The 22,517-nt window shown below is 53.5% G+C and carries 22 protein-coding genes; 13 read left to right on the top strand and 9 right to left on the bottom strand.

Annotated elements, in window-relative coordinates:
- Positions 1–69: 69 nt before the first annotated feature.
- On the bottom strand, positions 70–366 hold the full coding sequence (locus GON22_RS07400) for a hypothetical protein (protein ID WP_237179057.1): 297 nt from the start codon (positions 364–366) through the stop codon (positions 70–72).
- Between the two features lie 107 nt (positions 367–473).
- On the opposite strand from GON22_RS07400, the gene GON22_RS07395 reads away from it, so the two are divergent.
- The 7 genes from GON22_RS07395 (at position 474) to GON22_RS07365 (ending at position 6,137) form a co-directional block, all read left to right on the top strand.
- A complete protein-coding gene (locus GON22_RS07395) occupies positions 474–959 on the top strand; it encodes a CcdC protein domain-containing protein (RefSeq protein WP_160395468.1) in 486 nt (161 codons plus the stop codon).
- 80 nt (positions 960–1,039) lie between these two features.
- Positions 1,040–1,645 carry a TVP38/TMEM64 family protein gene (locus GON22_RS07390; protein WP_336604273.1) on the top strand — a complete coding sequence of 202 codons (606 nt, stop codon included), beginning with the start codon at positions 1,040–1,042 and terminating at the stop codon, positions 1,643–1,645.
- Between the two features lie 52 nt (positions 1,646–1,697).
- Positions 1,698–2,654 (top strand): C40 family peptidase, encoded by a 957-nt coding sequence (locus GON22_RS07385; protein WP_160395466.1) that lies wholly within the window; start codon positions 1,698–1,700, stop codon positions 2,652–2,654.
- A gap of 145 nt (positions 2,655–2,799) precedes the next feature.
- On the top strand, positions 2,800–4,008 hold the full coding sequence (locus GON22_RS07380; protein ID WP_160395465.1) for a hypothetical protein: 1,209 nt from the start codon (positions 2,800–2,802) through the stop codon (positions 4,006–4,008).
- Positions 4,009–4,135: 127 nt separating this feature from the next.
- Entirely contained in the window at positions 4,136–4,834 is a 699-nt protein-coding gene (rnhA, locus tag GON22_RS07375; protein ID WP_160395464.1) for a ribonuclease H, read from the top strand.
- Between the two features lie 7 nt (positions 4,835–4,841).
- A complete protein-coding gene (locus GON22_RS07370; RefSeq protein WP_160395463.1) occupies positions 4,842–5,765 on the top strand; it encodes a tetratricopeptide repeat protein in 924 nt (307 codons plus the stop codon).
- A 21-nt stretch (positions 5,766–5,786) separates the two neighbouring features.
- The gene (locus tag GON22_RS07365) at positions 5,787–6,137 is read left to right on the top strand and encodes a thioredoxin family protein (protein ID WP_160395462.1); all 351 of its coding nucleotides are present in this window, start codon (positions 5,787–5,789) and stop codon (positions 6,135–6,137) included.
- Positions 6,138–6,215: 78 nt separating this feature from the next.
- Here the strand turns inward: GON22_RS07365 and GON22_RS07360 are convergent, their stop codons facing one another.
- From GON22_RS07360 to GON22_RS07350, 3 genes are read right to left on the bottom strand one after another with little or no spacing between them, the layout of a single operon-like run.
- Complete coding sequence (locus GON22_RS07360) at positions 6,216–7,103, bottom strand: sugar phosphate isomerase/epimerase family protein (protein ID WP_160395461.1); 888 nt, start codon at positions 7,101–7,103, stop codon at positions 6,216–6,218.
- Entirely contained in the window at positions 7,100–7,984 is an 885-nt protein-coding gene (locus GON22_RS07355) for a sugar phosphate isomerase/epimerase family protein (protein ID WP_160395460.1), read from the bottom strand. Before GON22_RS07355 ends, GON22_RS07360 begins: the two co-directional genes overlap by 4 nt.
- Positions 7,981–9,042 carry a Gfo/Idh/MocA family protein gene (locus tag GON22_RS07350; protein WP_160395459.1) on the bottom strand — a complete coding sequence of 354 codons (1,062 nt, stop codon included), beginning with the start codon at positions 9,040–9,042 and terminating at the stop codon, positions 7,981–7,983. Before GON22_RS07350 ends, GON22_RS07355 begins: the two co-directional genes overlap by 4 nt.
- Before the next feature lie 121 nt (positions 9,043–9,163).
- Here GON22_RS07350 and GON22_RS07345 point away from each other — a divergent pair, with 121 nt between their 5' ends.
- The gene (locus tag GON22_RS07345; protein ID WP_237179056.1) at positions 9,164–10,057 is read left to right on the top strand and encodes an AraC family transcriptional regulator; all 894 of its coding nucleotides are present in this window, start codon (positions 9,164–9,166) and stop codon (positions 10,055–10,057) included.
- A gap of 1 nt (position 10,058) precedes the next feature.
- On the opposite strand, the gene GON22_RS07340 is transcribed toward GON22_RS07345, so the two are convergent.
- Positions 10,059–10,448, bottom strand: coding sequence for a hypothetical protein (locus GON22_RS07340; protein WP_160395457.1), 390 nt, complete (start codon positions 10,446–10,448; stop codon positions 10,059–10,061).
- A 110-nt stretch (positions 10,449–10,558) separates the two neighbouring features.
- Here GON22_RS07340 and GON22_RS07335 point away from each other — a divergent pair, with 110 nt between their 5' ends.
- On the top strand, positions 10,559–12,205 hold the full coding sequence (locus GON22_RS07335) for a family 10 glycosylhydrolase (RefSeq protein WP_202113128.1): 1,647 nt from the start codon (positions 10,559–10,561) through the stop codon (positions 12,203–12,205).
- 121 nt (positions 12,206–12,326) lie between these two features.
- On the opposite strand, the gene GON22_RS07330 is transcribed toward GON22_RS07335, so the two are convergent.
- The 3 genes from GON22_RS07330 to GON22_RS07320 are packed head-to-tail and all read right to left on the bottom strand — an operon-like array spanning position 12,327 to position 15,442.
- Positions 12,327–13,514 carry a DHHW family protein gene (locus GON22_RS07330; RefSeq protein ID WP_160395456.1) on the bottom strand — a complete coding sequence of 396 codons (1,188 nt, stop codon included), beginning with the start codon at positions 13,512–13,514 and terminating at the stop codon, positions 12,327–12,329.
- Positions 13,515–13,547: 33 nt separating this feature from the next.
- Positions 13,548–14,930, bottom strand: coding sequence for an MBOAT family O-acyltransferase (locus GON22_RS07325; RefSeq protein ID WP_160395455.1), 1,383 nt, complete (start codon positions 14,928–14,930; stop codon positions 13,548–13,550).
- A gap of 5 nt (positions 14,931–14,935) precedes the next feature.
- Positions 14,936–15,442 carry a DUF4358 domain-containing protein gene (locus tag GON22_RS07320; protein ID WP_160395454.1) on the bottom strand — a complete coding sequence of 169 codons (507 nt, stop codon included), beginning with the start codon at positions 15,440–15,442 and terminating at the stop codon, positions 14,936–14,938.
- A 261-nt stretch (positions 15,443–15,703) separates the two neighbouring features.
- Between GON22_RS07320 and GON22_RS07315 the strand changes: the two genes are divergently transcribed.
- From GON22_RS07315 to GON22_RS07305, 3 genes are all read left to right on the top strand, one after another.
- A complete protein-coding gene (locus GON22_RS07315; RefSeq protein WP_160395453.1) occupies positions 15,704–16,909 on the top strand; it encodes an MFS transporter in 1,206 nt (401 codons plus the stop codon).
- 182 nt (positions 16,910–17,091) lie between these two features.
- Positions 17,092–17,292, top strand: a complete 201-nt coding sequence (locus GON22_RS07310; protein WP_160395452.1) for a cold-shock protein — start codon at positions 17,092–17,094, stop codon at positions 17,290–17,292.
- Positions 17,293–17,368: 76 nt separating this feature from the next.
- Complete coding sequence (locus GON22_RS07305) at positions 17,369–17,578, top strand: cold-shock protein (RefSeq protein WP_006038905.1); 210 nt, start codon at positions 17,369–17,371, stop codon at positions 17,576–17,578.
- A gap of 129 nt (positions 17,579–17,707) precedes the next feature.
- Here GON22_RS07305 and GON22_RS07300 read toward each other — a convergent pair whose 3' ends face one another.
- Entirely contained in the window at positions 17,708–17,896 is a 189-nt protein-coding gene (locus tag GON22_RS07300) for a hypothetical protein (RefSeq protein WP_160395451.1), read from the bottom strand.
- A gap of 177 nt (positions 17,897–18,073) precedes the next feature.
- Between GON22_RS07300 and GON22_RS07295 the strand changes: the two genes are divergently transcribed.
- Positions 18,074–22,249 (top strand): choice-of-anchor I family protein, encoded by a 4,176-nt coding sequence (locus tag GON22_RS07295; protein ID WP_160395450.1) that lies wholly within the window; start codon positions 18,074–18,076, stop codon positions 22,247–22,249.
- Positions 22,250–22,517: the final 268 nt, after the last annotated feature.

Below are 22,517 nucleotides of genomic sequence, written 5' to 3'. Positions count from 1 at the left end.
TACGGAGGATGATGTGAAAAGCCTCCTGCGCCTTTGTTTGAACGATGCCCCCTAGTGGGGCAACAACAACTAACAGGCTTCGCCTTCCTGATGGATAAATCTACTACACAAACTTTTTGACGCTACCGGCTGACGGGTGAATAGGGGAGGAATATCTGCCTTATTGGCGTTGTTGAGCAACTGACGGGTGAATAGGGGAGGAATATCTGCCTTATTGGCGTTGTTGAGCAACTGGCGGGTAAATAGGGCAGGAATATCTGCCTTATTGGCGTTGTTGAGCAACGAGCGGGTAAATAGGGCAGGAATATAACCTGTTTTCTTCATTCCGAGTAGAGAGCATGCCTTGAAATACGAGCTATCATTCAATCTTCTCCTATAATATGTATTTATTTATTATTTACCAGACATCCAAAAGTGGTAGTATTAGGTGTATGATGAAACTATCTGTATAGAGGGAAAGAGGTGCGTAATAAGTGGCAACTGGCGAGTTATATGCAATTATTTTGATTGTCGCGGCACTGGTGCTGTTTCGGACGATGCGCAATTTTTACCGGCCGATGAGCGGGACGGGCGTGCGGCTGCTTATGCCGATTTTGTTCATGCTGCCGGGTGTGTACGTCATTATGAATCCTAAGGCGCATGCGACGGCTTCGGAGTGGTTGATCGCAGTAGCGATTGGCGTTGTGCTGTCCATACCGCTCATCTGGACGACTGATTACGAGGTGCGCAATGATAACCAGATTTACGCGAAGCGCAGTAAGGGCCTTATCATTTCGTTTTTAGCGGTATTCGCCATTCGTTTTGCACTGCGCAATTATATTGACGGGCTTGAGCCAGAGACGATGAGCGCATTGTTCGTTCTTGTGGCTTTCTCCTATGTGGTGCCATGGCGTGTCGCGTCCTATCTCAAGTTCCGCCGGGTTAGACAAGGGCTGCCGACATTTGGTATAAAAGCATAAGGAAGTCGAGCTTCCCGAGGGGGAGGCTCTTTTTTATAGCGCATGGCAATCAGGTAAAATGGAGGGTGTGCATCTTGAAGGTGTGGCGAGTCATTATTGCGTATGCTCTATTAGCTATTGTTCTCTACGTGTACCGTCACGACCTGTCCGAATGGATGGAAAATGGCGAAGCGCCAGCGTGGCTGTTGTTTCTCGTTGCGACTGCGCTCGCATTCGTGCCAATCCTGCCCTACAAAATCGTAATCGGAGCGCTCGGCATTATGTACGGCCCTTGGGTGGGGGCGTTATTGAGCTGGCTTGCGGCTAATCTGGCGTCTATTCTCTTGTTTGTGCTCGTCCAGCGATATTTTCATCGGCAAGGGCGTACGTATTTGAAGCGATACCGGCAGACCGAGCGCTTGTCCGCGCTCTTAGAGCAGCGGCCGTTTCTGATTATCGTCGTGGCAAGGCTCATCCCAGTCTTCCCGAGCGTGATCGTCAATATCGTTCCTGCGGTGCTGTCGATTCGGTTATCGACGTTCGCGATTGCGTCTGCGCTAGGCAAAATTCCGGCAATGTTAACTTTCGCTTTCCTAGGCCATGAGCTGATGGACGACCGGCAAAGCGCCGTAGTGCTATTAAGCATTTATGCGGGGTTTCTGCTCGCGCTTCTTGCCGTATATTGGCTGTGGCAGCGCCGCGCATAATATTCCATCAATGGAAAACCCTATTCCCATCACGGGAAAGGGGTTTTTCTTTATGTTCAAATGCAGTAGGCTCGCCAAAATGAGCCTCTTGCTGGCGCTTGTGCTCGCCATGCTAACGGCTGGAGGCTGCGGCGGGCCGCGGGCGAACCGTGAGCCGGATGCCGGGATGCAGCAGCGAACCGCAAGCCTAATGGTTGCGGGCCGGACCAATGTATACCGCATGCCGGTTTATGAGGAGGCTGGCGGACGGGTGTGGGTGCCCGTGGCGGAAGCCGTTCGCCCGATGGGGCTGAAGCTGCATGAGGCCAACGGCATCACCGCCATTGGAGATACGGATGCCGCATATGTGATCCGGACGGACAGCAGCCAAGCGCTTGCTGGCGATAGTAAGATCGTTCTCCCGCAAGCGCCGCGGCAGTTAGGCAACAAGCTTTACATGACCAAGCAATCGCTGGCAAGATTGCTCGGGACGAACGTCGATTGGGACAGCAAGCTCTATCGGTTGAATGTCGATGCGATCGATGACCGGGAAATGTTTAACGCCAGGGGGCGGGTAACTGCCAAAGGAATGGTTGATGCGAAGTCAGATTCGATGCAGCCTTTAGCGGCGGCACCGGAAGTGGATGAGAATGCTGTAGTGGAGTATGCGAAAGGCTTCCTTGGCACGCCTTATCAATTCGGTGCGGAGGCCTATGCGCAGTCGCGCAAATTCGATTGCTCCTCCTTTACCCGGCATGTATTCGATCGGTTCGGCGTCGATCTTCCGCGCTCCTCGCGTGCGCAATCCCAACTGGGGACTACGGTAGAGGAGAACGATCTGCGGCCGGGGGACCTCATGTTCTTCTACACGCCCAATCGGTACGAGAGCAATAAGATCGTCGGGCATGTCGGCTTATATGCGGGCAATGGAAAATTCATTCAGACCTACGGCGACCCGGGCGTTGTCGTTAGCGATTTTAATGCGTATTGGCAGGGCAGATTTCTGTTTGGCAAGCGCGTTTCGCAATGAAAAGTACAACAATAAACGGCCAAATGAGGAAAGAGAGTTGCTAATTCTAGCAGCTCTCTTGTTTTTTTGTATTTTAATATGGTATAAAATAGGATGTTAGTCGCAGGAAAATAGTCTCATATCAGAAAATGAAACGAGGTACAGCATGAGCAGGAAACGGATCAAATGGAAACGTGGGTTGATGGCCCTTACGTTGTTGGCGATGATTGCAGCAGCAATCGGCGTCGCTCCTTCCGCAGAAGCGGCGGCAGCAAGGTATTCCTTCCAGGTGAAGGATACGGCGGGCAAGGTGCATGTGGTCGCTTTTGCGTCGGACAAGGAGAGTAAGGAGACCGTGAAGGACCCTTCCGCGTTTGGGAATGAGGGGGATATCATTTACAGCGGCAGCTATTACTTAGTAGCGGATGGCAAGAAACAGAAGACGGCGGTCAATAACGGCAAGCCGATGGACGTGAATCCAAGCCAGAACATTATTTATAAAGTAGCAAGCGCAGCTAAAGGTACGCCGGACCTCATCGTCATCGGCCAACGGGACTCCAGCAATTATTATACGTTTGAGGCATACGCCGTAACAGCAAGCTCGGCGATCAAGAAGCTTGGATTCGTGGCAAAGGGAAAATCCAAGGCGGGCTATGCACTATCGACATCGTACAAAATGAAAAATTTCACTTCGATTTATTTCCAGACGGTTGCGTACAACAATGCAGATGCGGCAGGCTGGTACTTCACGACGTATAAGTGGGACGCGAACGCCTATTTGCTTAAGGAAACGGAGACGCTGTTCTACGGCTACGATTCGCCATATGGCGGCGCGACGAAGAAGGGCGATTATAATGCAGGGTCAGCGCTGATCAAACGTTACGCGAATGAGCCGGCGTTTGCGGTTTCCAGCAGCATGCCGAAGGCACCGGCCGTGAAAGCTTACCAGTTTGCGCTGGATAGCAACACGAAGGCGAACCTGACGGCGGGCAAAATCCCCGGCTTCAACCTCACGATGGGCATGTCCAAGGCACAGGTTCAGAAGCTGTTAGGCAAACAGACGGATAGCTATTATAGCGCGGGCGCGGATTTTGCGATTTTTGAGAAGGCGCCGAACACCGGCTTAAGCTTCTCTGCAGCACTGGAACCAACCGGTCCGCTGTTCGCAGCGGAAATTGGCGGCGCACAGCTCCCGGCAAACCTGACGTGGGCAATGATAGAGAAGTATTTGGGCAAGCCGGAGAGCCAAGGAGAGAGCGAAGTCGATTTTGACGAGTATTATTATTACTACCGGTTCGGCAAAATCGACGTTTATATTGACGGAAAATCGAAAACGAGCAAGCCTTACTTGATCACGCTCATCCAAAAGGGCTAGTTAGGTAACGGGAACCAGTTAAGCCTAGCGCTTAGCTGGTTTTTTGTTGGGACCCATGCAATAAGAACGATCTCATGTGGCGATTCGTCTCCAAATAAGGTAATCTAGGAACACTGGAGGTGCGCGAATGGCAGGTTCAAAGCATTATGTAGTATGGGTGGGCAGGAAGCCGGGCGTCTATGCGACGTGGGCGGATTGCCAGAAACAGACGCATAAGTTCGAAGGGGCAAAGTTCAAGTCGTTCGAGTCCAAGGCAGCGGCGGAAGCAGCGTTCAAGGCAGGATGGGAAACGAACTGGGGGCAGGGCAAATCGCCAGCAGGCGCTTCGGCATCAGCAAGTGCAGCAGGAGGACGCTCAACAGCGTACCGTTCATCGCCGCGCGCAGCAGCTTCGAAAGCTGTTGCACCAGACAGCTTGGAGATTGATTATGACAGCATATCGGTCGATGTTGGGACAAGCGGCAACCCCGGACCGACAGAATATAAGGGCGTCGATACGCAGACGGGCGAGGTTGTTTTTGCATGCGGCCCGATTCGTAAAGGAACGAATAACCTCGGCGAGTTTCTCGCGATTGTACATGCTTTGCGGTATTTACAGCAGCTTGGAAGCAACAAAACGGTATATACCGATTCCGTCAATGCGATGAAATGGCTCAATCAGAAGGCAGTGGCCTCTACGCTGGTGAGGGACGCCTCGACAGCAGAGATTTGGCGGCTAGTGGATGATGCAGTGCAATGGCTGAAGACGAATAAGTACGAGAACAAGGTGCTGAAGTGGCAGACGAAGCTATGGGGCGAGATTAAAGCCGATTACGGGCGAAAATGAGGAATGAATGACGATTACAATTAATAAACGGGCAATCGAATGTCTCGAAAACAATGACTATAAGCAAGCGCTATTGCTTTTTGAAGAAGCTGTGAGCCAGTCGCGGGATGTCCAATCGTTAACGAATCTAAGTTGGATCTATGCGTATGAGGAAAATAACTACGAAGCTGCCCTTCCATTGCTGATGGAAGTGGTGGGCTTTCAGCCGCCATCCCATTTGCCTTATAACCTTCTGGGTGAAGTTTTCATTCATTTGGAGCGATGGCAGGAGGCGTCGGATGCTTTGCTTCGGGCGATTGCGATTCATCCTACCGGCGAAGCTTATAATAACTTAGGGGTAGCCAAATACCAGTTGGGCGCTTTGGCGCAAGCGTCTAAGTATTATTTGAAATGTGCGCGGCTCTCTGACTACAGCTTGTACAGCCATATCAAATGTTTGATTGAGCTTGGCAGGACAGATGAGGCCCAAATGAAGCTAGGCACATTCTCGGAAAACGATGATGAGTTCGTTGGCTCCGTCGCAGTCGCAGAATTGTACATGGAATTGCGCCGCTACGAGCAGGCGGTTGAATGGTTTGAAAAAGAATGGAGCATGTATTACAAGTCGCCGGATTGGGTGAAGCGGTTCGTATTTTGCCTCGTTCAAACCAACCGAATTGCCCGTGCGAATGAAATTGCAAACGAATGCATAAAGCAAAACCAAGAAGAACGCGATGAAGCCGAACTTAATGGGTATGGCGAGGATTGGACAGAACGCGAGAAAGAAGAGTATCTCAGCCGTTTGCTTCATGAGCGGCAGGAATTTGAACGGATGGTAGAGGATGTTTTATCCGGCCATATGCCTGCAATGAAGTTTGCAACGTCCATTCGAACGGGCTGCTACTTGTTTGGATGCAATCGCCATAACAATCCGGAGTACCATGAACGGTAGCTCATTGAAGGGGGAGCAGTAATGGGGCTTACGGAGCGAACCGAACGGGAGCTGTTGGAGGATATACGAACCGCAGGCGGCGAAATCGGTGATTTCATGGGTGAAGGCGTACATGGGCGGGAAGCTGTTTTGTTCTATACCGCCATGTGCGGCACTTGCCAAGTTGCAGAGCGGATGCTGGAAGTTGTGCAGGCGACAGGGATTCCCGTTCCGGTCCGTAAAATCAATATTAGCTTCGCGCCCGTGCTGCGGGAGCGTTGGCGAATTGCAAGCGTGCCGTGCCTTGTGCTGCTAGAGGGCGGCGAGCCTGTTCTGTTCGAATACACGATGCGGTCGGTCGACCATCTGTACACGCTATTGAAATCATCATAAAAGAGGCGTTTCCCGAAGCTGCGGCATGCAGCAGGGGAAACGCCTCTTTTCAATCGCCGGTGCGAGCTGTTAATTACTCTATTGCATGTGTTGTTTCAAAAATTGGACCGCTGCCGAGATATCGGCTTCCGGGTTCGTCCCGACCTCGCGCTCAATCGTCAAATATCCGGCATAGCCAATTGCCTTAAGCGCTTGCAGATAAGCGGGCCAATCGACGCCGCCTTGCCCGAGCGGCACTTCCCGGAACGCATCGCCCAGCTCGGCCTGCTTCGCCAGCTTCTCATGGTCCATGCCGTCGAAGCCTAGCGCGCCGTAGATTTCGCGAGGGTCGACTTCGCGCAAGCGGATGCCGTCCTTCGCATGCGTGTGAACGATATAGTCCTTCAGCGTATAGACGCCTTGGACCGGATCATCGCCCGTAACCATGACCATGTTAGCGGGATCGAAGTTGACGGAGACGCCTTTGGAGCCGAGTCCATCCAGAAAATGCTTTAAGCGCAGCGCAGGCTCAGGACCGGTCTCAATGGCAAAATAGGCGTTCATGCTGCTCGCGTAGCTGCTTAGCTCCTTGCATGCGAGATGCATCGACTCGTAAACCTCGCAATTGCGGTCCTCCGGTATGATGCCGATGTGCGTTGTAACGACGTTGGTGCCAAGCTCGACGGCGAGGTCGAGAATCCGTTTGGATTTCTCGATTTTCTCGGCGTTGGCGCGTTTATCTTGAAAGCCGTGGCCGCCAAGGTCGCCGACCAGCGCTGATACCTGCAAGCCGAGCGATGCGATGTACTGCTTCCATTCCTGGCGGGCGGAAGCAGAGAGATTCGCCGGGTCCATCTCCCCGGAAACCGCATAGATTTGGACGCCGTCCGCTCCGGCATGCTTGGCTTTCAACAAGCCTTCACGAACGCCAACGCGGAAGCTGTCCACGATAACGCCGATTGGCCAAGAAGGCAGCTGGTTTGTCATAGGGGCATCGCTCCTTTAGCTGTATTTAATTGCTCCCATATTCGCCGGGTGTTGTTTAGCGCCAGCTTCGTTGCAGAGACACAAGGCTCCATGCCCTCGAACTCGATGGCCAGATAGCCGTCATACCCCGATTCATGCACGGATCGCAGCGCCGAGCGAATATCGAGATCGCCATGCCCGACGATTGCGCCGCGCAGGTAAGCGCCGCCGCTGGAACGGAACCAGCCTTCGCCGGGATCGTTTTCCGCAGGGCGGATGTAGAAATCTTTGACATGCACGACAGATGCGTAAGGCAGGTTGTTGCGAACCGCGAGCAGCGGATTCTCGTCCACGCATACGAAATTGCCGATATCGAGCGTCGTGCGGAAGTTTGCGCGATCCACCTCTTGGACGAGCAGTTGCACTCGGTCGCTAGCTTGCACATAGTAGCCGTGATTTTCGACGCTTGTCGTAATGCCGAGCGGAGCAGCGTAATCGGCAATTCGGCGGCATGCATCCGCTAGCTTGGGCAGATCCTTCATGAACTTGCCGATAGAGCGGTCGCTTGCATTCGCAACGTCATGCCGCATAAACTGTACACCCAGGGCGGAGGCAATGTCCACATGCTGCTTTACGCGCTCGATTTCCTGTTCAAAAGCTTGATCGTCCAGCCCGGCGAAGTTTGCGCTAATCGCATAATTGGATATCGCAAGGCCAACTTCGGCTGCATGGGCTTTGATCGCTTCGACAAGCTCGGGATTGCCATGTAAATCAAAGCCCAGCGGAACGATCTCGACATGCTCGCCGCCCATCTCGGCAATATGGCTGATGGCTTGCAGGACGTCGATTTCGCCGCGCTGCATCGCTTGCCAGAAGCAGTAGGTGCTTATGCCTAATTTCATAGCTGTACTTCCTTGCCGCTTGCCGCGGATTCATAAATGGCACATAAAATCTTCGTCATGGCGACGCCGTCTTCTACGGGACTGATCGGCTGTGCGCCTGTGGCGATGCACTGAATGAAATGATTAATCTCGTTGCCGAAGGCGGCATCGGCATTAAAGCCAGCCGAGCTGTCCGTTTGCGGCTGGATGTTGAGAATCGTATTATGCTTCTCGGTTACGATGGCGATCGCCGGGTCGATCTCGAAGCCGCCCTTTTCCCCGTACAATCGAATGGAGCCCTCATCCTGCTTAGCATGGAGGGTGTAGCTCACGTCCACCATTAAGGAAGCGCCGTTGTCGAAACGGATGATCGCATTGGCTAAATCCTCAACCGTGTTCAGGTTCGCATCGTAGTCGGCTGCTTTATAGAAGGAGAGGTGCTGGATGTTCGAGCGGTTGCCTAGACGTGTATAGGTGTTGGCGCTGACTGTCCGCACGTTGGGGCGTCCCATTAGGTACCAGCATAAATCGATGGCGTGGACCCCGATATCAATGAGCGGCCCGCCGCCGGAGCGGGTAACGTCTGCGAACCAGCCGCCCGGATTGCCCAGCCTTCGAATTGTCGAGGCTTTGGCATAGTAGAGCTCCCCGAATTCGCCCTGATCGGCGAACTGCTGGAGGAGCTGGACGTTCGGGTCGTATCTCCGCACGAACCCCACTTGCAAAATCCGGCCAGAGCGGCGCGCGGCCTCTTGGATCGCAAGAGCTTCCTCGACGTTTCGGGCCAGCGGCTTCTCGATCAGCACATGCTTGCCGGCTTCCAGCGCCGCTATGCTAATTGGAGCGTGGGTATCGTTCCGCGTACAGATGCTTACCGCATCAATGTCCGGGTCAGCTAGCAGTTCGCGGTAGTCGAAGTAGGTTTTGTCGACGCCATATTGCTTGGCGGTTTGTTTTGCTCTCTCCTGGTTAATATCACAGATAGCGGCAAGCTTGGCTTGTTTATTGTTGCTGTAAGCCTGCAGATGCAAGGACGAGATTGAGCCCGTGCCGATTACGCCGATTTTAATAGGGTTCATTCTTAAACACGCTCCTATCGATAACGTTTGTTGTTAATTCGTATTATAATAGGATTCGCAGAGCAAACCATGAAGAAGCATGCTCTATATTTGTACAATCGTGCGGTTTAGGAGGAAGTTGATGAACTGGCTTGATCTGCGGGAACCGATGCCGATGCCCGACCCTTCGTTTCCAATTAAGTTGCATCCTTGCCACACCCATAGGATTGTCAAGGGCGCTACGCTGTTTCCGCATCATTGGCATGAGCATTTGGAATTTTTGTATTTTGTATCAGGGACGGCAATGGTGGAATGCGGCTCTGCGCCCTATGCGTATCGTGCGGGCGACCTGTGTATCGTGAACAGCAATGAGCTGCATTATGGCGTCGGTACGTCTGAGGATTTGTCCTATTATACGATGATTGTCGATATCGCTTTGCTGCATAGCCATTCGGTCGATGCGATCGAAACGAAATTCATTACGCCCATATTGAACAACCGGCTGCTATTTCAAAATCGAGTGTCCGGGGATGCAGACGTTACGCGGTGCATGGTTTCAATCATTGGTGAGCTGGAGCGGAAGGAGCTAGGCTACGAGCTGTCCGTAAAGTCCCACTTGTACGGGCTGTTATCGATTCTCGTACGCAAGTACGTTGCAGCCTCGGCGGCGTTGGATGAGTACGGGCATAAGCTCAAGGATATGGAGCGGCTAGCGCCTGTATTTGCTTACATTGATGCCCATTACCGCGATAGGCTGGCCGTTGAGGAGCTGGCTTCATTAGTGGGCCTTAGCCGCTATCACTTTAGTAGATTGTTTAAGCAAATTACGGATAAGTCGCTGGTCGAATACATCAATTTGGTTCGGATCAATAAAGCAGAAAGCCTGCTTCGCGCCACCAGCATGACCATCTCGCAGGTTGCGCTTGAGACAGGCTTCAACGATATCTATTATTTCAGCCGGACGTTTAAGAGGCTGAAGCGGATGCCGCCCACGCAGTGGCGGCAAGCGAACGATGCGGAAGCGGGGCGGCCTTGACTTAACGGCGGCCTCTTCGAATTCCCCAAGCGGCAATTTCGGCAATGATGCCGATGATATAGCCTCCAATAACGGTGAACAGGAACATGAGCAGGCTAGTGAGGTCTTCCCAGCCGGTCATTGCGCGTGAGGCCTGCGCCATGAATGCAAGCCCGGCAGCATTCCCGATCATGGCGAATAGCCAGAGGAGCCGGGCGCCGAACCAGCCCAGCAGGCCGGGAAGGGCGGTTAGCGCAATCGCTAGCAGAGTAAAGCGAAGCGCATGCGTAAGCGTCAATGTTTGGCCGAATAGGCCAAAACGAATGCAGCATAGCGATACGGCCATTACGATAGCGGCAATGTACGTCACAGCAAACCAATGGCGGCTTCGTGCCGCGGGTATCCAGCGCATAGAGGGTCTCCTTTGTGTGAAGCGAAAATGGGATAAGCTAGGGCAACTAATCGGACGGCAGCGGCGTCTAAAGGGATAGCATCACAACTTGATAGGAAAGAGGTTGAGGAATGAACCGAGCAAGCGGGTTTGCCGGCAAGGCAAACCGAAGGATTGCGGCGTTAATGGCACTTATTCTCGTAGTGGTTATGATCGGCACAGGCATAGGAGGGGGATCGGCGAATGCACAGGCGAAGCAGCCGCCAAGCATCTCTATTTATTTGGACGGGCAGAAGCTCGTAACGGATTCGCCTCCCTATATTATACCGCAGGCTAACGTCACGATGGTACCGATTCGCGTCATTAGTGAAGGGCTGGGCGCCAGCATCGAATGGGTGCAGCAGACGAAGACGGCGACGATCCGAAGGGATTACACGACGATTGTTATGACGGCAAACCAGTCTACTGCCCAGGTCAATGGCGCGCGCGTCGAGCTGGGCGCGTCGGTGCAGGTAAAGCAAGGGCGCGTCATGGTGCCGCTTCGATTCGTCAGCGAACAGCTTGGGCTAACGGTCGGTTATGATCAAGCGACGCGGATGATTACACTTGTATCGCCTGTCGATCCGGTGGACCCTTCCGATCCCTCGGCCGGCCAGCAAGATGGCATGCTGCATGGGGCGTGGATTTCGACCGTGTTTAATCTGGATTGGCCAAGTACGGGCGCATACGGCAATGCGGACAAACAAAAGCAGGAGTATGTGAAGCTGCTGGACCAACTGCAAGGAATGGGCATTAACACCGTGTTCGTTCAAGTCCGCCCAGCGGCAGATGCGCTCTATTCCTCGCAGCTGGTGCCGTGGTCGAAGGTGCTTACAGGCGTTCAAGGCAAGGATCCGGGCTATGATCCGCTCGCGTTCCTTATAGATGAAACACATCGCAGGGGCATGGCGTTCCACGCGTGGTTCAATCCGTTTCGGGCAAGCACTGACGCCTCGACGGCAAGCCTTGCGGCCAACCATGTGACGAAGCAGCATCCCGAATGGATCGTAAACGCTGGCGGGAAGCCGTACATTAATCCGGGCATACCGGCGGCACGCCAGCATATTATCGATACGATTATGGAGGTTGTCGCACAGTACGATGTGGACGGCGTTCATTTGGACGATTACTTCTACCCTTCGGGCGGCACGTTCGACGACTCGGCAACCTTCCAAGCCTACAACGACAAGAGATTCACGAAGCTTGCCGACTGGCGGCGCGATAATATTAACGAGTTCGTCCGGTTGCTGGGCGAGACGGTCCATGCGGCCAAATCAGGCGTTGCGTACGGCATCAGCCCGTTCGGCGTATGGCGCAACCAGTCGGTTGACCCTACAGGATCGGATACGAAAGCGTCTGTTACCGCCTACGATTCCATGTATGCAGACGTCCGGACGTGGATTAAGCAGGGGTGGATCGATTATGTCGTCCCGCAAATTTATTGGAGCTTATCGTTCCAAACCGCACGGTACGACAAGCTGGTGGATTGGTGGTCAAGCGAGGTTAGCGGCACGCAGGTCAAGCTGTATATCGGCCATTCGCCATACAAGCTGGGGACGGCAGAGGCAGGCTGGCAATCTGCGCAGGAGATCATCAACCAGCTTCACTATAACAAACAGCATCCCGAAGTAACCGGCGATATCTTCTTTAGTGCTAAGGATTTGCTGCGCAATCCACTTGGCCTAATTCCTGCGCTGCAAGCCTATTACGGTATCGAGCAGGGGCGGGAACCACTCTAACAATGACAAAAAAGCTTTCACGGCCGACAGGGCCGTGAAGGCTTTTTTGCTGTTGCTGTTACGGCTGCCGCGCCATCAGGCGGCGGTTAGGAATGAATGGCCTCGATGAACAACAGAGGGCCTATGCCGCGGTTCCTGCCGATTGGTTGAGCTTCAGCAGGCTGTTGTTTTCGACGAATGTCGAGGTGTTGAACAGCATGAGCACATTCGTAATGCCGTTTTCCTTCATATAAGCATCGATGTCTCCGTTGTAATAGCGGATGTCGATGACATGCAGCTCAGGGACATGCAGCGTTAAGAACGGAATGACGCTGTGCGCATAGGAGTCTTTCAGAATGAGCAGCTTCTGCATGTCTACATCGGCTGCGGGAAGCTTGGTTGTAATGGCCGCCAGCGCATGCACGCCGCCGAGAAAGTAGCTGTATTTGTCTTTCTTGTCCAGAAAGCTAGCATCGTACAAGCTCGCCCGAGTCTCATTCGTATCGGCGATATACATCGTCGAATGGACGGGTTTCAGCGGATGGTAGGCCTGAATCGAATCAGGCTTCACGCCGCTGAACTGGCTCCGCGTATGGTAGCTGCCGAGGAACGAGCGCGATACCGTCTCGATCTGGAAGCAGTTGATCGGCTTGGGCTCCCAGCCTTGCGACCGTGCATAAGCCGCATAGGCGAGATATGCGCCGTACGTCGTCCAGTGATGGTCGGTTCGATAAAAAATCGGGTGAGATTCACCCCTCGTATCGCCGCCGTCTTGTGCATGCAGAAAATCAAAGCCGTTCAAGTAGGACAGTGTGTTTACGTTCTTCAGCCCGTTGCCGATGGTGGCATTCACCTCAGATTGCGGAAATAAAGGGGCGAGCCACGGAAGCCGATCGGGATAGAACCCTGCCGAAGTCGGCGCAAGCATGAACGCCATGCCCATCTCGGGATGCCGCCGCGCAAACTTCTGTACTGCTTCCGTATACCGCTGCACGGCAGCTGCGTCGGGCTGCTTGAACTTCTCGAACAGGTAGCCATCCTGGCCGCGGTAGATCCCATTGTTTTCCCGCTGGCCCCGCAGCTGCTCCAGCTCAGACTTCGCCCAAACCCAATCGCCGCGAAGCGGAAAATGGTCGGTGACGAACGCTTCGGCCTGCTTCGCAAACTCCTTCGACCAAAGCGTGTCCCACGACAGCTGCGGCAGGCGCTGCAAGGAGCGGTTTTCCAGCTCGGAGAAGGGGCGAATCGGCAGCACGAGCAGCGACAGCCCTACAACGAAGATGGCAAATACGAATCCGAACGCGAGCACTCGTTCTGCTGTGCGGCCCATCGTGCACCTCTTTTCTGCATGTAATAGTGATTGTTAGAAGCGGAAATATAAAAATGGATTGTACGTAGCATCGACCAGATAAGCAGTCGATGCCAAGAACAGTGCTGCATACCAAGCTAGCTGCAGCACGGGATGATAGCTGCGGCGAAGCCTGCGCCAAGGCGTCGCGGCGATGCCGAGCACGAGCAGCAGCACCGCGTTCGTATATGCGAGGTAGAGCGCGGTATCATCCCAAAGCGGCTGGCCGTTTAGGCCAAGCATCGCGCCCAGATATTCGCCGATTCGCGATAAGTCGTCGAAGGCGAACAGCACCCAGCCGAGCACGATGAGCAGCAGGGCGTAGAGATGGCTGGCCCAGCCCGGCAGCCGTGCGAGCAGCCGGAGGAGGAACCATTTTTCCCCGAGCAGAATGACTCCGAAGTACAAGCCCCACAAGAGGAAGTTCCAGCTTGCCCCATGCCATAAGCCCGTCAGCAGCCAGACGATCATAATGTTGCGTACCTGAATGAGCAGCCCGCGCCGGTTGCCGCCCAGCGGGATATAGACATAGTCGCGGAACCACGTGCCCAGCGAAATGTGCCAGCGCCGCCAAAACTCGGTGATGCTCCTGGACACGTAAGGATAATGAAAGTTTTCGTTAAAGCGGAAGCCGAGCATAAGCCCGAGCCCGATCGCCATATCGGAATAACCGCTAAAATCAAAATAAATTTGGAACGCGTAAGCGATAATGCCGAGCCAAGCCGTTAGCACAGGCAGTGTATCCGCTTGGCTGGCGGATATGGTATCCCAGAGCAGCCCGATGTTGTTGGCGAGCAGCACTTTTTTGCCTAATCCGATTAGAAATCGCCTTACGCCTTCAGCGAACATCGAGACGGTAGCCGTTCGGTTCTTTAACTGCTCGGCAAGTGTAGAATACTGCACGATTGGACCGGCGACCAATTGCGGAAACAAGGCGACGAACGTGCCGAAGTCGATCCAGTTGCGCTGGGCTTTGGCTTTGCCCTTATACACGTCAATGATGTACGACATCGATTGGAACGTGTAGAAGGAAATGCCGATCGGCAGCGGCAATTCTGTCAGCGGGATGTCGGTGCCGAGTAATCCGTTAATGTTTCCGATTAGGAAATCCGCATATTTGAAATAGCCGAGCAAGCTTAGATTGACGATTACCGAAGCGATGACGATCCACTTGCTCCGCTTGGCCGACTGTCCGGACCTGCCAAGCAGCAAACCGAAGCTGTAGTCGGCAACAGAGGAGAGCAGCATAATGGCGATGTAAACGGGCTCTCCCCAGGCATAGAACACGAGACTGGCGATGAACAGCAGCAGGTTGCGAATACGCCAAGGCGATGCATAGTAAAGCGCCAGCACGATAGGCAAAAAAACGAATAAAAACAGCAGGCTGCTAAATACCATGCCGGTTACTTCGCTGTGAAGTAGCTGTTAAACGCGGCTTCGAGCTTGCCGGATGGTTCTGCATCGGAAATGACGAACAGGATGTAGTTGCCTTTGGTCACTAGCTTATAGTTTTTGGCATTCTCGTATTGATCCGGCAAGTAATGCTCGAACGTCTTCTGAATATCAACAGCGCGCTGCTTCACAGCGGCTTCTATCGTGGGGAGATCCTTTGCATCCTTCACTTTCAATACGGCGATTTCATCTGTTTTCAGGTTGATCATCGGAGTGAGGATCGAATATTGATCGAGCAGTGCGGGATCGAGGTGATACATATCTTTGACCATATCGCCTTCAAGTGGGATAAGCCTGGGCGACTCGACTTTCGTTAACATATCTGTCGTCATTTCTTGTGCTGTTTTTGTCGTTTCGAGTTGAGGCTCCGTTCTGCCTTTATCCGAGCTGCTTGAGCAGGCGCTCAATGCGATGGCGAGAATGACGGCGATAACGATAGGGAAGTGCCATTTTTTCATAGGTGTTTGGCTCCTTAGAAGTGTATTTTGGTATGGCGTGCTTGCACCTACCGACGGGAGGATGTCGAAATAGGTTTCAAGCAAATATTGGAGGAAGGTCCGAAGGGACGTTAATGGAATGGGGGAGAGAGAGAACTGAATCGATAATTAACCAAACGAAATAAAAATAAGTCTAAATTTATCTAGACAAAAACAATTTGTGTCTATTATCATACAGAGGTGGTTCAATGCCTAAATCTTTGGAAAAAAGGAGTGGTATTCGTGTTTCGCAATCCGATCGTTCGGACCGTTATGATGTCGTATATGCTGTTGCAGCTCGGCATCTGGGTGCGGAATTTTGCTATCCTGCTTTATGTGACGGAGCAGACGAACAACAATCCAACCTATGTATCGCTTATTTCAATCGCGGAGTTTACGCCAATCTTTTTGTTCGCCTTCATCGGCGGCGCGTTCGCTGACCGTTGGCGCCCAAAACGGACGATGGTATGGAGCGACCTGTTGTCGGCGGTGTCGGCAGGTGCCGTTTTAGTCGTTGTCGCGATGGGCTCTTGGCAGGCGCTGTTCGCCGCGACCTTCGTGTCTGCGATGCTGTCACAATTCTCACAGCCTTCCGCGATGAAGCTGTTCAAGCGCCATGTCCCGGAGGACCATCTGCAAGGCGTAATGGCGATGTTCCAGACGTTAATGGCGATTTTTATGGTGATCGGGCCGATCATCGGCGCATTCGTCTACGGGCAGTTTGGCTTAGAGATTTCAATCGGTGTAATGGGTGCAATGATGCTGGGTTCAGCGCTTCTGCTATCCAGCTTGCCTGCCGACCCCAAACCAGAGGATGAGGATGCGCCGAGCGGAAGCTTGCGCGAGCAACTGAAGGAGGGGTTCCAATATGTGGGCAGAAACCGCTTGCTGCGAACGCTTGGCTTCACGTTCACGGTTGCTGGCTTGGCCGCAGGGCTTATTCAGCCGCTTGCTTTATTCGTTGCTATTGATAACTTGGGCAAGAAGCCTGAATTTTTGCAATGGCTGTTGATGGTCAATGGCGCAGCGATGTTCGTGGGCGGGGGGCTGGTCATGGCTCTGGCGAGCAAAATTAAGCCGCAGCTTCTGCTGTCAGCAGGCTTGCTCATCAGCGCAATTGGAACAGTTGGTGTTGGCGCTTCGACGAGCTTGCCGATTACAATCGGGCTGCAAATTGTTTCGGGACTGTTCTTCCCATGCATCCACATCGGCATTCAAACGTTGATTCTAAAAAATACGGATGACGCATATGTTGGACGAGTGGGCGGTGTTCTGACCCCGATGTTTATGGGCATGATGGTCATCGGAATGTCAGTTGGCGGGCCGCTTATGCGCTCCACTTCTTTATTGTCTGTTTATGGAATTAGCGGATTGCTATTCTTGGTAGGGGCTTTGCTCATGATGATGCCGCAGCTTGGCAGACGGCAGCAATTAGGTATTGACAAGTAAGAATGGATGTTGTTTGCGTTCTGGAACAAACTGTGCTATTATAGGCATACAATTCGGGAACTCACTCGCATGATGGAAAGGGTTATCATTTCGTGCAATGTAACCCTTTCCATCATGTGATTTTTTATTTCGTTTTGAGTAATGAAGATCATGTGAAATTAATTTTGTTGGAGGTAATATCCATGCAACAAGGTACAGTAAAATGGTTCAACGCAGAAAAAGGTTTCGGTTTCATCGAAGTTGAAGGCGGAAGCGACGTATTCGTTCACTTCAGCGCTATTCAAGGCGACGGCTTCAAAACGTTGGACGAAGGCCAACGCGTTGAGTTCAACGTGGTACAAGGCAACCGTGGACCACAAGCTGAGAACGTTGTAAAGCTGTAAGCTAGTCAAAACTGCCCTTGACGCAAGTTAGGGGCAGTTTTTCTCTCTGTAAACTTAGGAGAAAGGGGCTCATTCCATGTACTCAAGAAAAAAACCTGTAGAGGAAATTCCAGAGGAAGAAACGGCAGTCTGGCTTTGTACGAACGATGACTGCAACGGTTGGATGAGAGATAACTTTGCATTCGAGGCTGTGCCAACATGCTCGCAGTGCTCGTCTCCTATGGTTAATGGAACGAAGAGCCTGCCAGTTCTCGTGAATACGAGTAAACGCTTCGAGAAGATGTAACTCTGCCCTATTGAAGGCCTGAGCATGGGGATCTTGGGCTGATCAACCTTTTGCTTGAACGCATGGCCTCAGTTAGCCATGAAAAAGCCGACCGCGTGAGGTCGGCTTTTTGTATTGTTTGAAAATCGTTTACTTCTTGGTCTTGTAGACGAGTAGAATCGTGCTTCGTTGGGTGGATGAACCTCCACGAGTCGGTTTCATAATTGAGCCGTAGCAGATGCTAACGACTTGGTCTTCCTCCAGCCCCGCTAGAAATTCATTTGCTGTTCTCTCCGCATACACCGTATCGGTATCTACGAACTCTTTTACTTGTATCATGCATGACCCTCCAATTGTTAATGGTTAACGTTCATTATAAACGAAATCGACGCAATTTAAGCAAATAGTTTTACATAATCTTTAAAAGATGAACATGTCCCGTTTACATGGGGATGATATGCTCACACCGGATAAGGAACAGTGGATGGACTGGCCACAACGGGAGGGTAATCACTCATGTTTATGATGCAGAAGAAAAAAATCGCGATGTCGCTCGCAGTGGCGACGGCATTGCTCCAAACCGTACCGTCGATCGGCGGCGCGCAGGCGTTCGCTTCAGCAGCCGTATTGGCGGGCGCGCCTTACCAGGCGAATGGCACGTATGACCGCACGGTGCCGCACATTATCATCAACCAAGTGTATGGCGCAGGGCTGAAAGCAGCGACGGATGCTTATTCGACTCATGGTTTCATAGAGCTCTACAATCCAACGAACGCGGACGTGAACTTGGCGGGCTGGTCGCTGCAATATGCGGACCGCGGCACGAATGCAACGACAGGGCCGACGAATGGCTGGGAGACGCTCGCCCTTACGGGAACGATTAAAGCCCATTCCAGTTACTTGATCACTGGCAAGGAAACAGGGACGGCAGCGGCAAGCGCGAAGCTGGATTTGACCGGGCGTGGAGACCAGTCATGGGACCGCTATATTAACAATAAAGGGCTGAAAGTGGCGTTAGTCAGCGATACAGCAGCCCTTGCTGCCGTTAATCCGTTCGATACCGATGGAGCGGGCACGAAGGCTCCCGGCTATGTTGATATGGTTGGAACGGGAAGCAATGATGCGGGAAGCACGATGGATGGTTTTGAGACGGCTTATCCAAGCGGATCCGCAGAGGGTACGTCCAAGAAGAATGCGATCCGCCGAATCGACCGTGCTGATACGGATAACAACAAGTCGGATTTCCAGCAGGTCGATTACAGCGCAGCGGATGCTGTGGTTGTATCGGAGAAAGGCCCGCGCAACAGCGCTTCTGGCGCATGGGGCGTAGCAATTGAGCCATTAAATGTAACGACGCAGGCATTGGGAGCAGCGACAGTTGGTGTGCCTTATTCAGCAACGGTGGGTGCAACGGGCGGAACGAAGCCTTATGCGTTCTCGGCAGCAGGGCTGCCGCAGGGGCTTGGCATTGATGCAGGCACAGGCGTCATCTCGGGAACGCCGCTGGCGGCTGGAGCATCGCAAGTGACGTTATCCGTTACCGATGCGGCTTATTCCCCACAGGTGACGACGAGCACGCTGGCGCTGAATGTGAACCCTGCCGGGTTCCAGAACCAGCTGAACGTGTCCAAAATCGGGCAGTATTCGGTCGGTGTTACGAATGCGGACGGCGGTGTCGCTGAAATCGTGAAGTACAACAAGGATAACGGCAAGTTTTATCTCGTGAACGGGTCTTCGAACCCGCCGAGCCTGGATATTGTCAGCCTATCTGCGAACCAGGCGCTTACGAAGGACGCGACTGTAGCGGTGAAGACGCTGGCAGAAACGGGCGGCTTCGTCTATGGCGACCTGACGAGCGTTGATATTAATACGGTGAATAAGCGCATCTATGTGTCTGTTCAAGAGAAGGATGCCGCGAAGAACGGGCGTATTCTTGCGCTGGATTACGACGGCAATCTCATTGCGGCGTATGAAGCGGGCGTACAGCCGGACATGATCAAGTCCACGCCGGACGGCCGTTACGTGCTGACGGCGAATGAGGCAGAGCCGCGTGTAGCGGGCGTGGATGGGAAGGGCAGCGTTACGATTTTGGACACGCAATCAGGTGTCGCTGTGAACGCTGAATTCGATAACCCATCGATCATTGATGATGCGGTGCATATTCGCGGGGCAGCAGACCCTGTGACGGGCATCATTAGCGGCAGCGGGACGAAAGCAGATGCACTATACGATCTGGAACCGGAATATATCGCGTTGTCTGGCGATGCGACGAAAGCCTATGTTTCGCTGCAAGAAAACAACGCGATTGCGACGCTGGATTTGGCCACCAAGCAGTTTACGTCGGTTCGGGGCTTGGGGCTGAAAGATTTGAACGATCCGCGCAATGCGCTGGACCTTGTGAAGGAGGGCAGCATCAAGCTGGAGAACGTTCCGTTCTACGGCATGTACATGCCAGACGGCATCGCTTCCTATACGGTAGGCGGGGCGACGTACTTGCTTAGCGCGAACGAGGGCGATGCGACGGAGTGGCCGGGACGCACGAATGCGAGCAAGCTTGGCACGATGAAGGGCAGCCTGAATCCGGGCTCGGCAGCGGCGCAATTTTTGAATGGCAAGGTGGCGTATGACGGCGTAGAAGTCGTCAGTGACATGGGCAATGACGGCATTTACTTGTATGGCGGGCGCTCGTTCTCGATCTGGAACGCCGATACGATGTCGCAAGTGTTCGACAGCGGCAATGAATTCGAACGAATTACTGCGGAACGGCTGCCTAGCTACTTTAATGCTAGCCATGCGAAGACAGCGATGGACGACCGCAGCGCCAAGAAAGGGCCTGAACCGGAGGACGTGAAGGTTGGCCAAGTCGGATCGCGGACGCTTGCGTTCGTTGGACTTGAACGGATAGGCGGAGTCATGATGTACGATGTGACGGACCCGGCGCAAGCGTCGTTCGTCAATTATACGAATACGCGGGTGTTTACGCCGAAGGATAATTTGAATACCGATACAGGGCCAGAGGGCATTGAATTTATTCCAGCATCGATCAGCCCAACCGGGCAGCCGCTGCTGCTGGTAGCGTACGAGGTGAGCGGAACGGTTGCGGTATTCCAGCTTGATGTGGCGAAGGTCACGCTTGATCAAGCGACGATGGCATTGACAGTGGGCGGCGCTGCGGGACAGCTTGCCGCGACGGTTGTGCCAGCAGCGGGCGGCGGTTCTTCGGCCGTAACGTGGGCTTCGTCGAATCCGGCCGTTGCAACGGTAGATGCAGCAGGCAAGGTGACGCCAATCGCGGCAGGTACGGCGACGATTACGGCGGTTAGTGCCGACCGGTATGGCGTAGCTTCGAGTGAAGTGACGGTTTCGGCTGCTGCGGGCAGTGGGAATGGCGGTAACGGTGGCGACGGTGGAAACGGCGGCAACACCGGCAATACCGGCAACAGCGGCAACGCTGGCTCCGGCAGCAGTGCAGGCGCTGGATCAGCAGCAGGCGGCAGCGTTACTTCGGAGAAGCATGAGGGCGTATCCTATGCAGTCATTTCATTGCCAACAGGCCAAGCCGCTAACGGCCAACTGGAATCCACGGTGGCTACGGCCTTGGTTGATCAAGCCATTAGCATCATCAACCAATCCGGTAGCGGAGCAAAAGGGCTGGAGTTGAGCGCTACGTTCGCGGCTGGCGGCGGGACGGTTAAGCTGTCGCATGAGAGCGTCGAGCGTCTTGCGAAAGCAGGGCTCACCACCGTTGTACTGGAGACGAATCTGGGAACCATCACGCTGGATCGCGCGGTTTGGAATGCGCTAGTAATGGCGGCGGGCGATGGAGAGTTGGCGGTGTCGGTTAACGCAAGGGAAGGAAAAGGGGCGAACCAAGGGAAGCCGGTCGTCGGCATCCGCGTACAAGCGAACGGAAAGCCTGTTCAACAGTTGGCAGGCAAAGTTGAAATTCGTTTGCCATACAAGGCGTTGCAGGGTGATAATCCGAATGCGATCATTCCATATACGGTAGGCAGTGACGGATCGGCGAAGCCAATTGTACAGAGCGGATATGATGCAAGCAGCGGTGAGGCTTACTTTAGAACGAGCCAGCTGCAGGTGGGCTATACGGTCGGCCATGCAGCAGCGGCATTCCAAGATACGAATAATAGCTTTGCGCAGGATGCAATTGCTTATTTGACAGCAAGGGGAGTAATTACAGGCGTGAGCGCAACCGAATTCGCGCCGAATGCGCCGATGAAACGCGCTGACCTGGTGCTCTTGCTTGCTCGGATTGCGGGCGTAGAGCCGGGCAGCTACACGGGCTCCCGCTATACGGATATCGGTGCAAACTCGTACTACGCAGATGCGGTCGAGTGGGCAACGGATCTCGGCATTGTTGGCGGCACGGGCGGCGGCAAGTTTGAGCCGAACGCTACCGTTACGCGAGAGCAACTGGTAACGATGCTTGTTCGCTTCGCGGCTAGCGTTGGCTATGAGCTGCCTAACAGCGATGAACCGAACACATTCTCGGACGCAAGCGCAATCGCTAAGTATGCGGCGCCTGCGGTATCGGCTGCGCAGCAGGCGGGCCTTGTAACAGGCCGCCCAGCGGCAGACGGCGGCACGAACTTCGCGCCACAGGCTCCGGCGACACGTGCCGAGACGGTCAAGCTGCTTGCGCTGTTGGTACAGGGGTTGTGGGGTAGCGTGTAACATAAGAAAGCGGGGGACCTACAAGCGTAAACTTGGGGGTCCCTTTTTCATTTGTAAAACAAAGAAACCTTTTGCTGGGAACGCTAACGGACCGAGCAGCCCTTATTTGATCAAAATCAGCCATATTTCTGCTCTAACGGACCGAGCGGTCGCTACTTGAACCATATTGCCCTCTTGAGGCGGCAAAATGGCTAAATAACGGCTGTGAGGTCTGTTACGTTTTGCATAAGGCATTTTCGGAGGGGATAGGGGCGCTGAGGTCCGTTAG

Origin of the sequence: Paenibacillus sp. MMS18-CY102 (genome assembly GCF_009789195.1) — a bacterium.
Classification (GTDB): Bacteria; Bacillota; Bacilli; order Paenibacillales; family Paenibacillaceae; genus Paenibacillus_T.
The sequence above is the reverse complement of the archived record's forward strand: the minus strand, read 5'-3'. Positions and strand labels throughout refer to the sequence as shown.

Excerpts from the sequence above, each read along its gene's own strand:
- GON22_RS07385 (WP_160395466.1), top strand. The coding sequence starts at position 1,698 with ATGTTCAAATGCAGTAGGCTCGCCAAAATGAGCCTCTTGCTGGCGCTT.
- GON22_RS07320 (WP_160395454.1), bottom strand. The coding sequence starts at position 15,442 with ATGAAAAAATGGCACTTCCCTATCGTTATCGCCGTCATTCTCGCCATC.
- GON22_RS07350 (WP_160395459.1), bottom strand. The coding sequence starts at position 9,042 with ATGAACCCTATTAAAATCGGCGTAATCGGCACGGGCTCAATCTCGTCC.
- GON22_RS07310 (WP_160395452.1), top strand. The coding sequence starts at position 17,092 with ATGCAACAAGGTACAGTAAAATGGTTCAACGCAGAAAAAGGTTTCGGT.
- GON22_RS07300 (WP_160395451.1), bottom strand. The coding sequence starts at position 17,896 with ATGATACAAGTAAAAGAGTTCGTAGATACCGATACGGTGTATGCGGAG.
- GON22_RS07340 (WP_160395457.1), bottom strand. The coding sequence starts at position 10,448 with ATGCGCTGGATACCCGCGGCACGAAGCCGCCATTGGTTTGCTGTGACG.
- GON22_RS07380 (WP_160395465.1), top strand. The coding sequence starts at position 2,800 with ATGAGCAGGAAACGGATCAAATGGAAACGTGGGTTGATGGCCCTTACG.
- GON22_RS07330 (WP_160395456.1), bottom strand. The coding sequence starts at position 13,514 with ATGGGCCGCACAGCAGAACGAGTGCTCGCGTTCGGATTCGTATTTGCC.
- GON22_RS07365 (WP_160395462.1), top strand. The coding sequence starts at position 5,787 with ATGGGGCTTACGGAGCGAACCGAACGGGAGCTGTTGGAGGATATACGA.
- GON22_RS07305 (WP_006038905.1), top strand. The coding sequence starts at position 17,369 with ATGTACTCAAGAAAAAAACCTGTAGAGGAAATTCCAGAGGAAGAAACG.
- GON22_RS07295 (WP_160395450.1), top strand. The coding sequence starts at position 18,074 with ATGTTTATGATGCAGAAGAAAAAAATCGCGATGTCGCTCGCAGTGGCG.
- GON22_RS07335 (WP_202113128.1), top strand. The coding sequence starts at position 10,559 with ATGAACCGAGCAAGCGGGTTTGCCGGCAAGGCAAACCGAAGGATTGCG.
- GON22_RS07325 (WP_160395455.1), bottom strand. The coding sequence starts at position 14,930 with ATGGTATTTAGCAGCCTGCTGTTTTTATTCGTTTTTTTGCCTATCGTG.
- GON22_RS07355 (WP_160395460.1), bottom strand. The coding sequence starts at position 7,984 with ATGAAATTAGGCATAAGCACCTACTGCTTCTGGCAAGCGATGCAGCGC.
- GON22_RS07345 (WP_237179056.1), top strand. The coding sequence starts at position 9,164 with ATGAACTGGCTTGATCTGCGGGAACCGATGCCGATGCCCGACCCTTCG.
- rnhA (WP_160395464.1), top strand. The coding sequence starts at position 4,136 with ATGGCAGGTTCAAAGCATTATGTAGTATGGGTGGGCAGGAAGCCGGGC.
- GON22_RS07360 (WP_160395461.1), bottom strand. The coding sequence starts at position 7,103 with ATGACAAACCAGCTGCCTTCTTGGCCAATCGGCGTTATCGTGGACAGC.
- GON22_RS07370 (WP_160395463.1), top strand. The coding sequence starts at position 4,842 with ATGACGATTACAATTAATAAACGGGCAATCGAATGTCTCGAAAACAAT.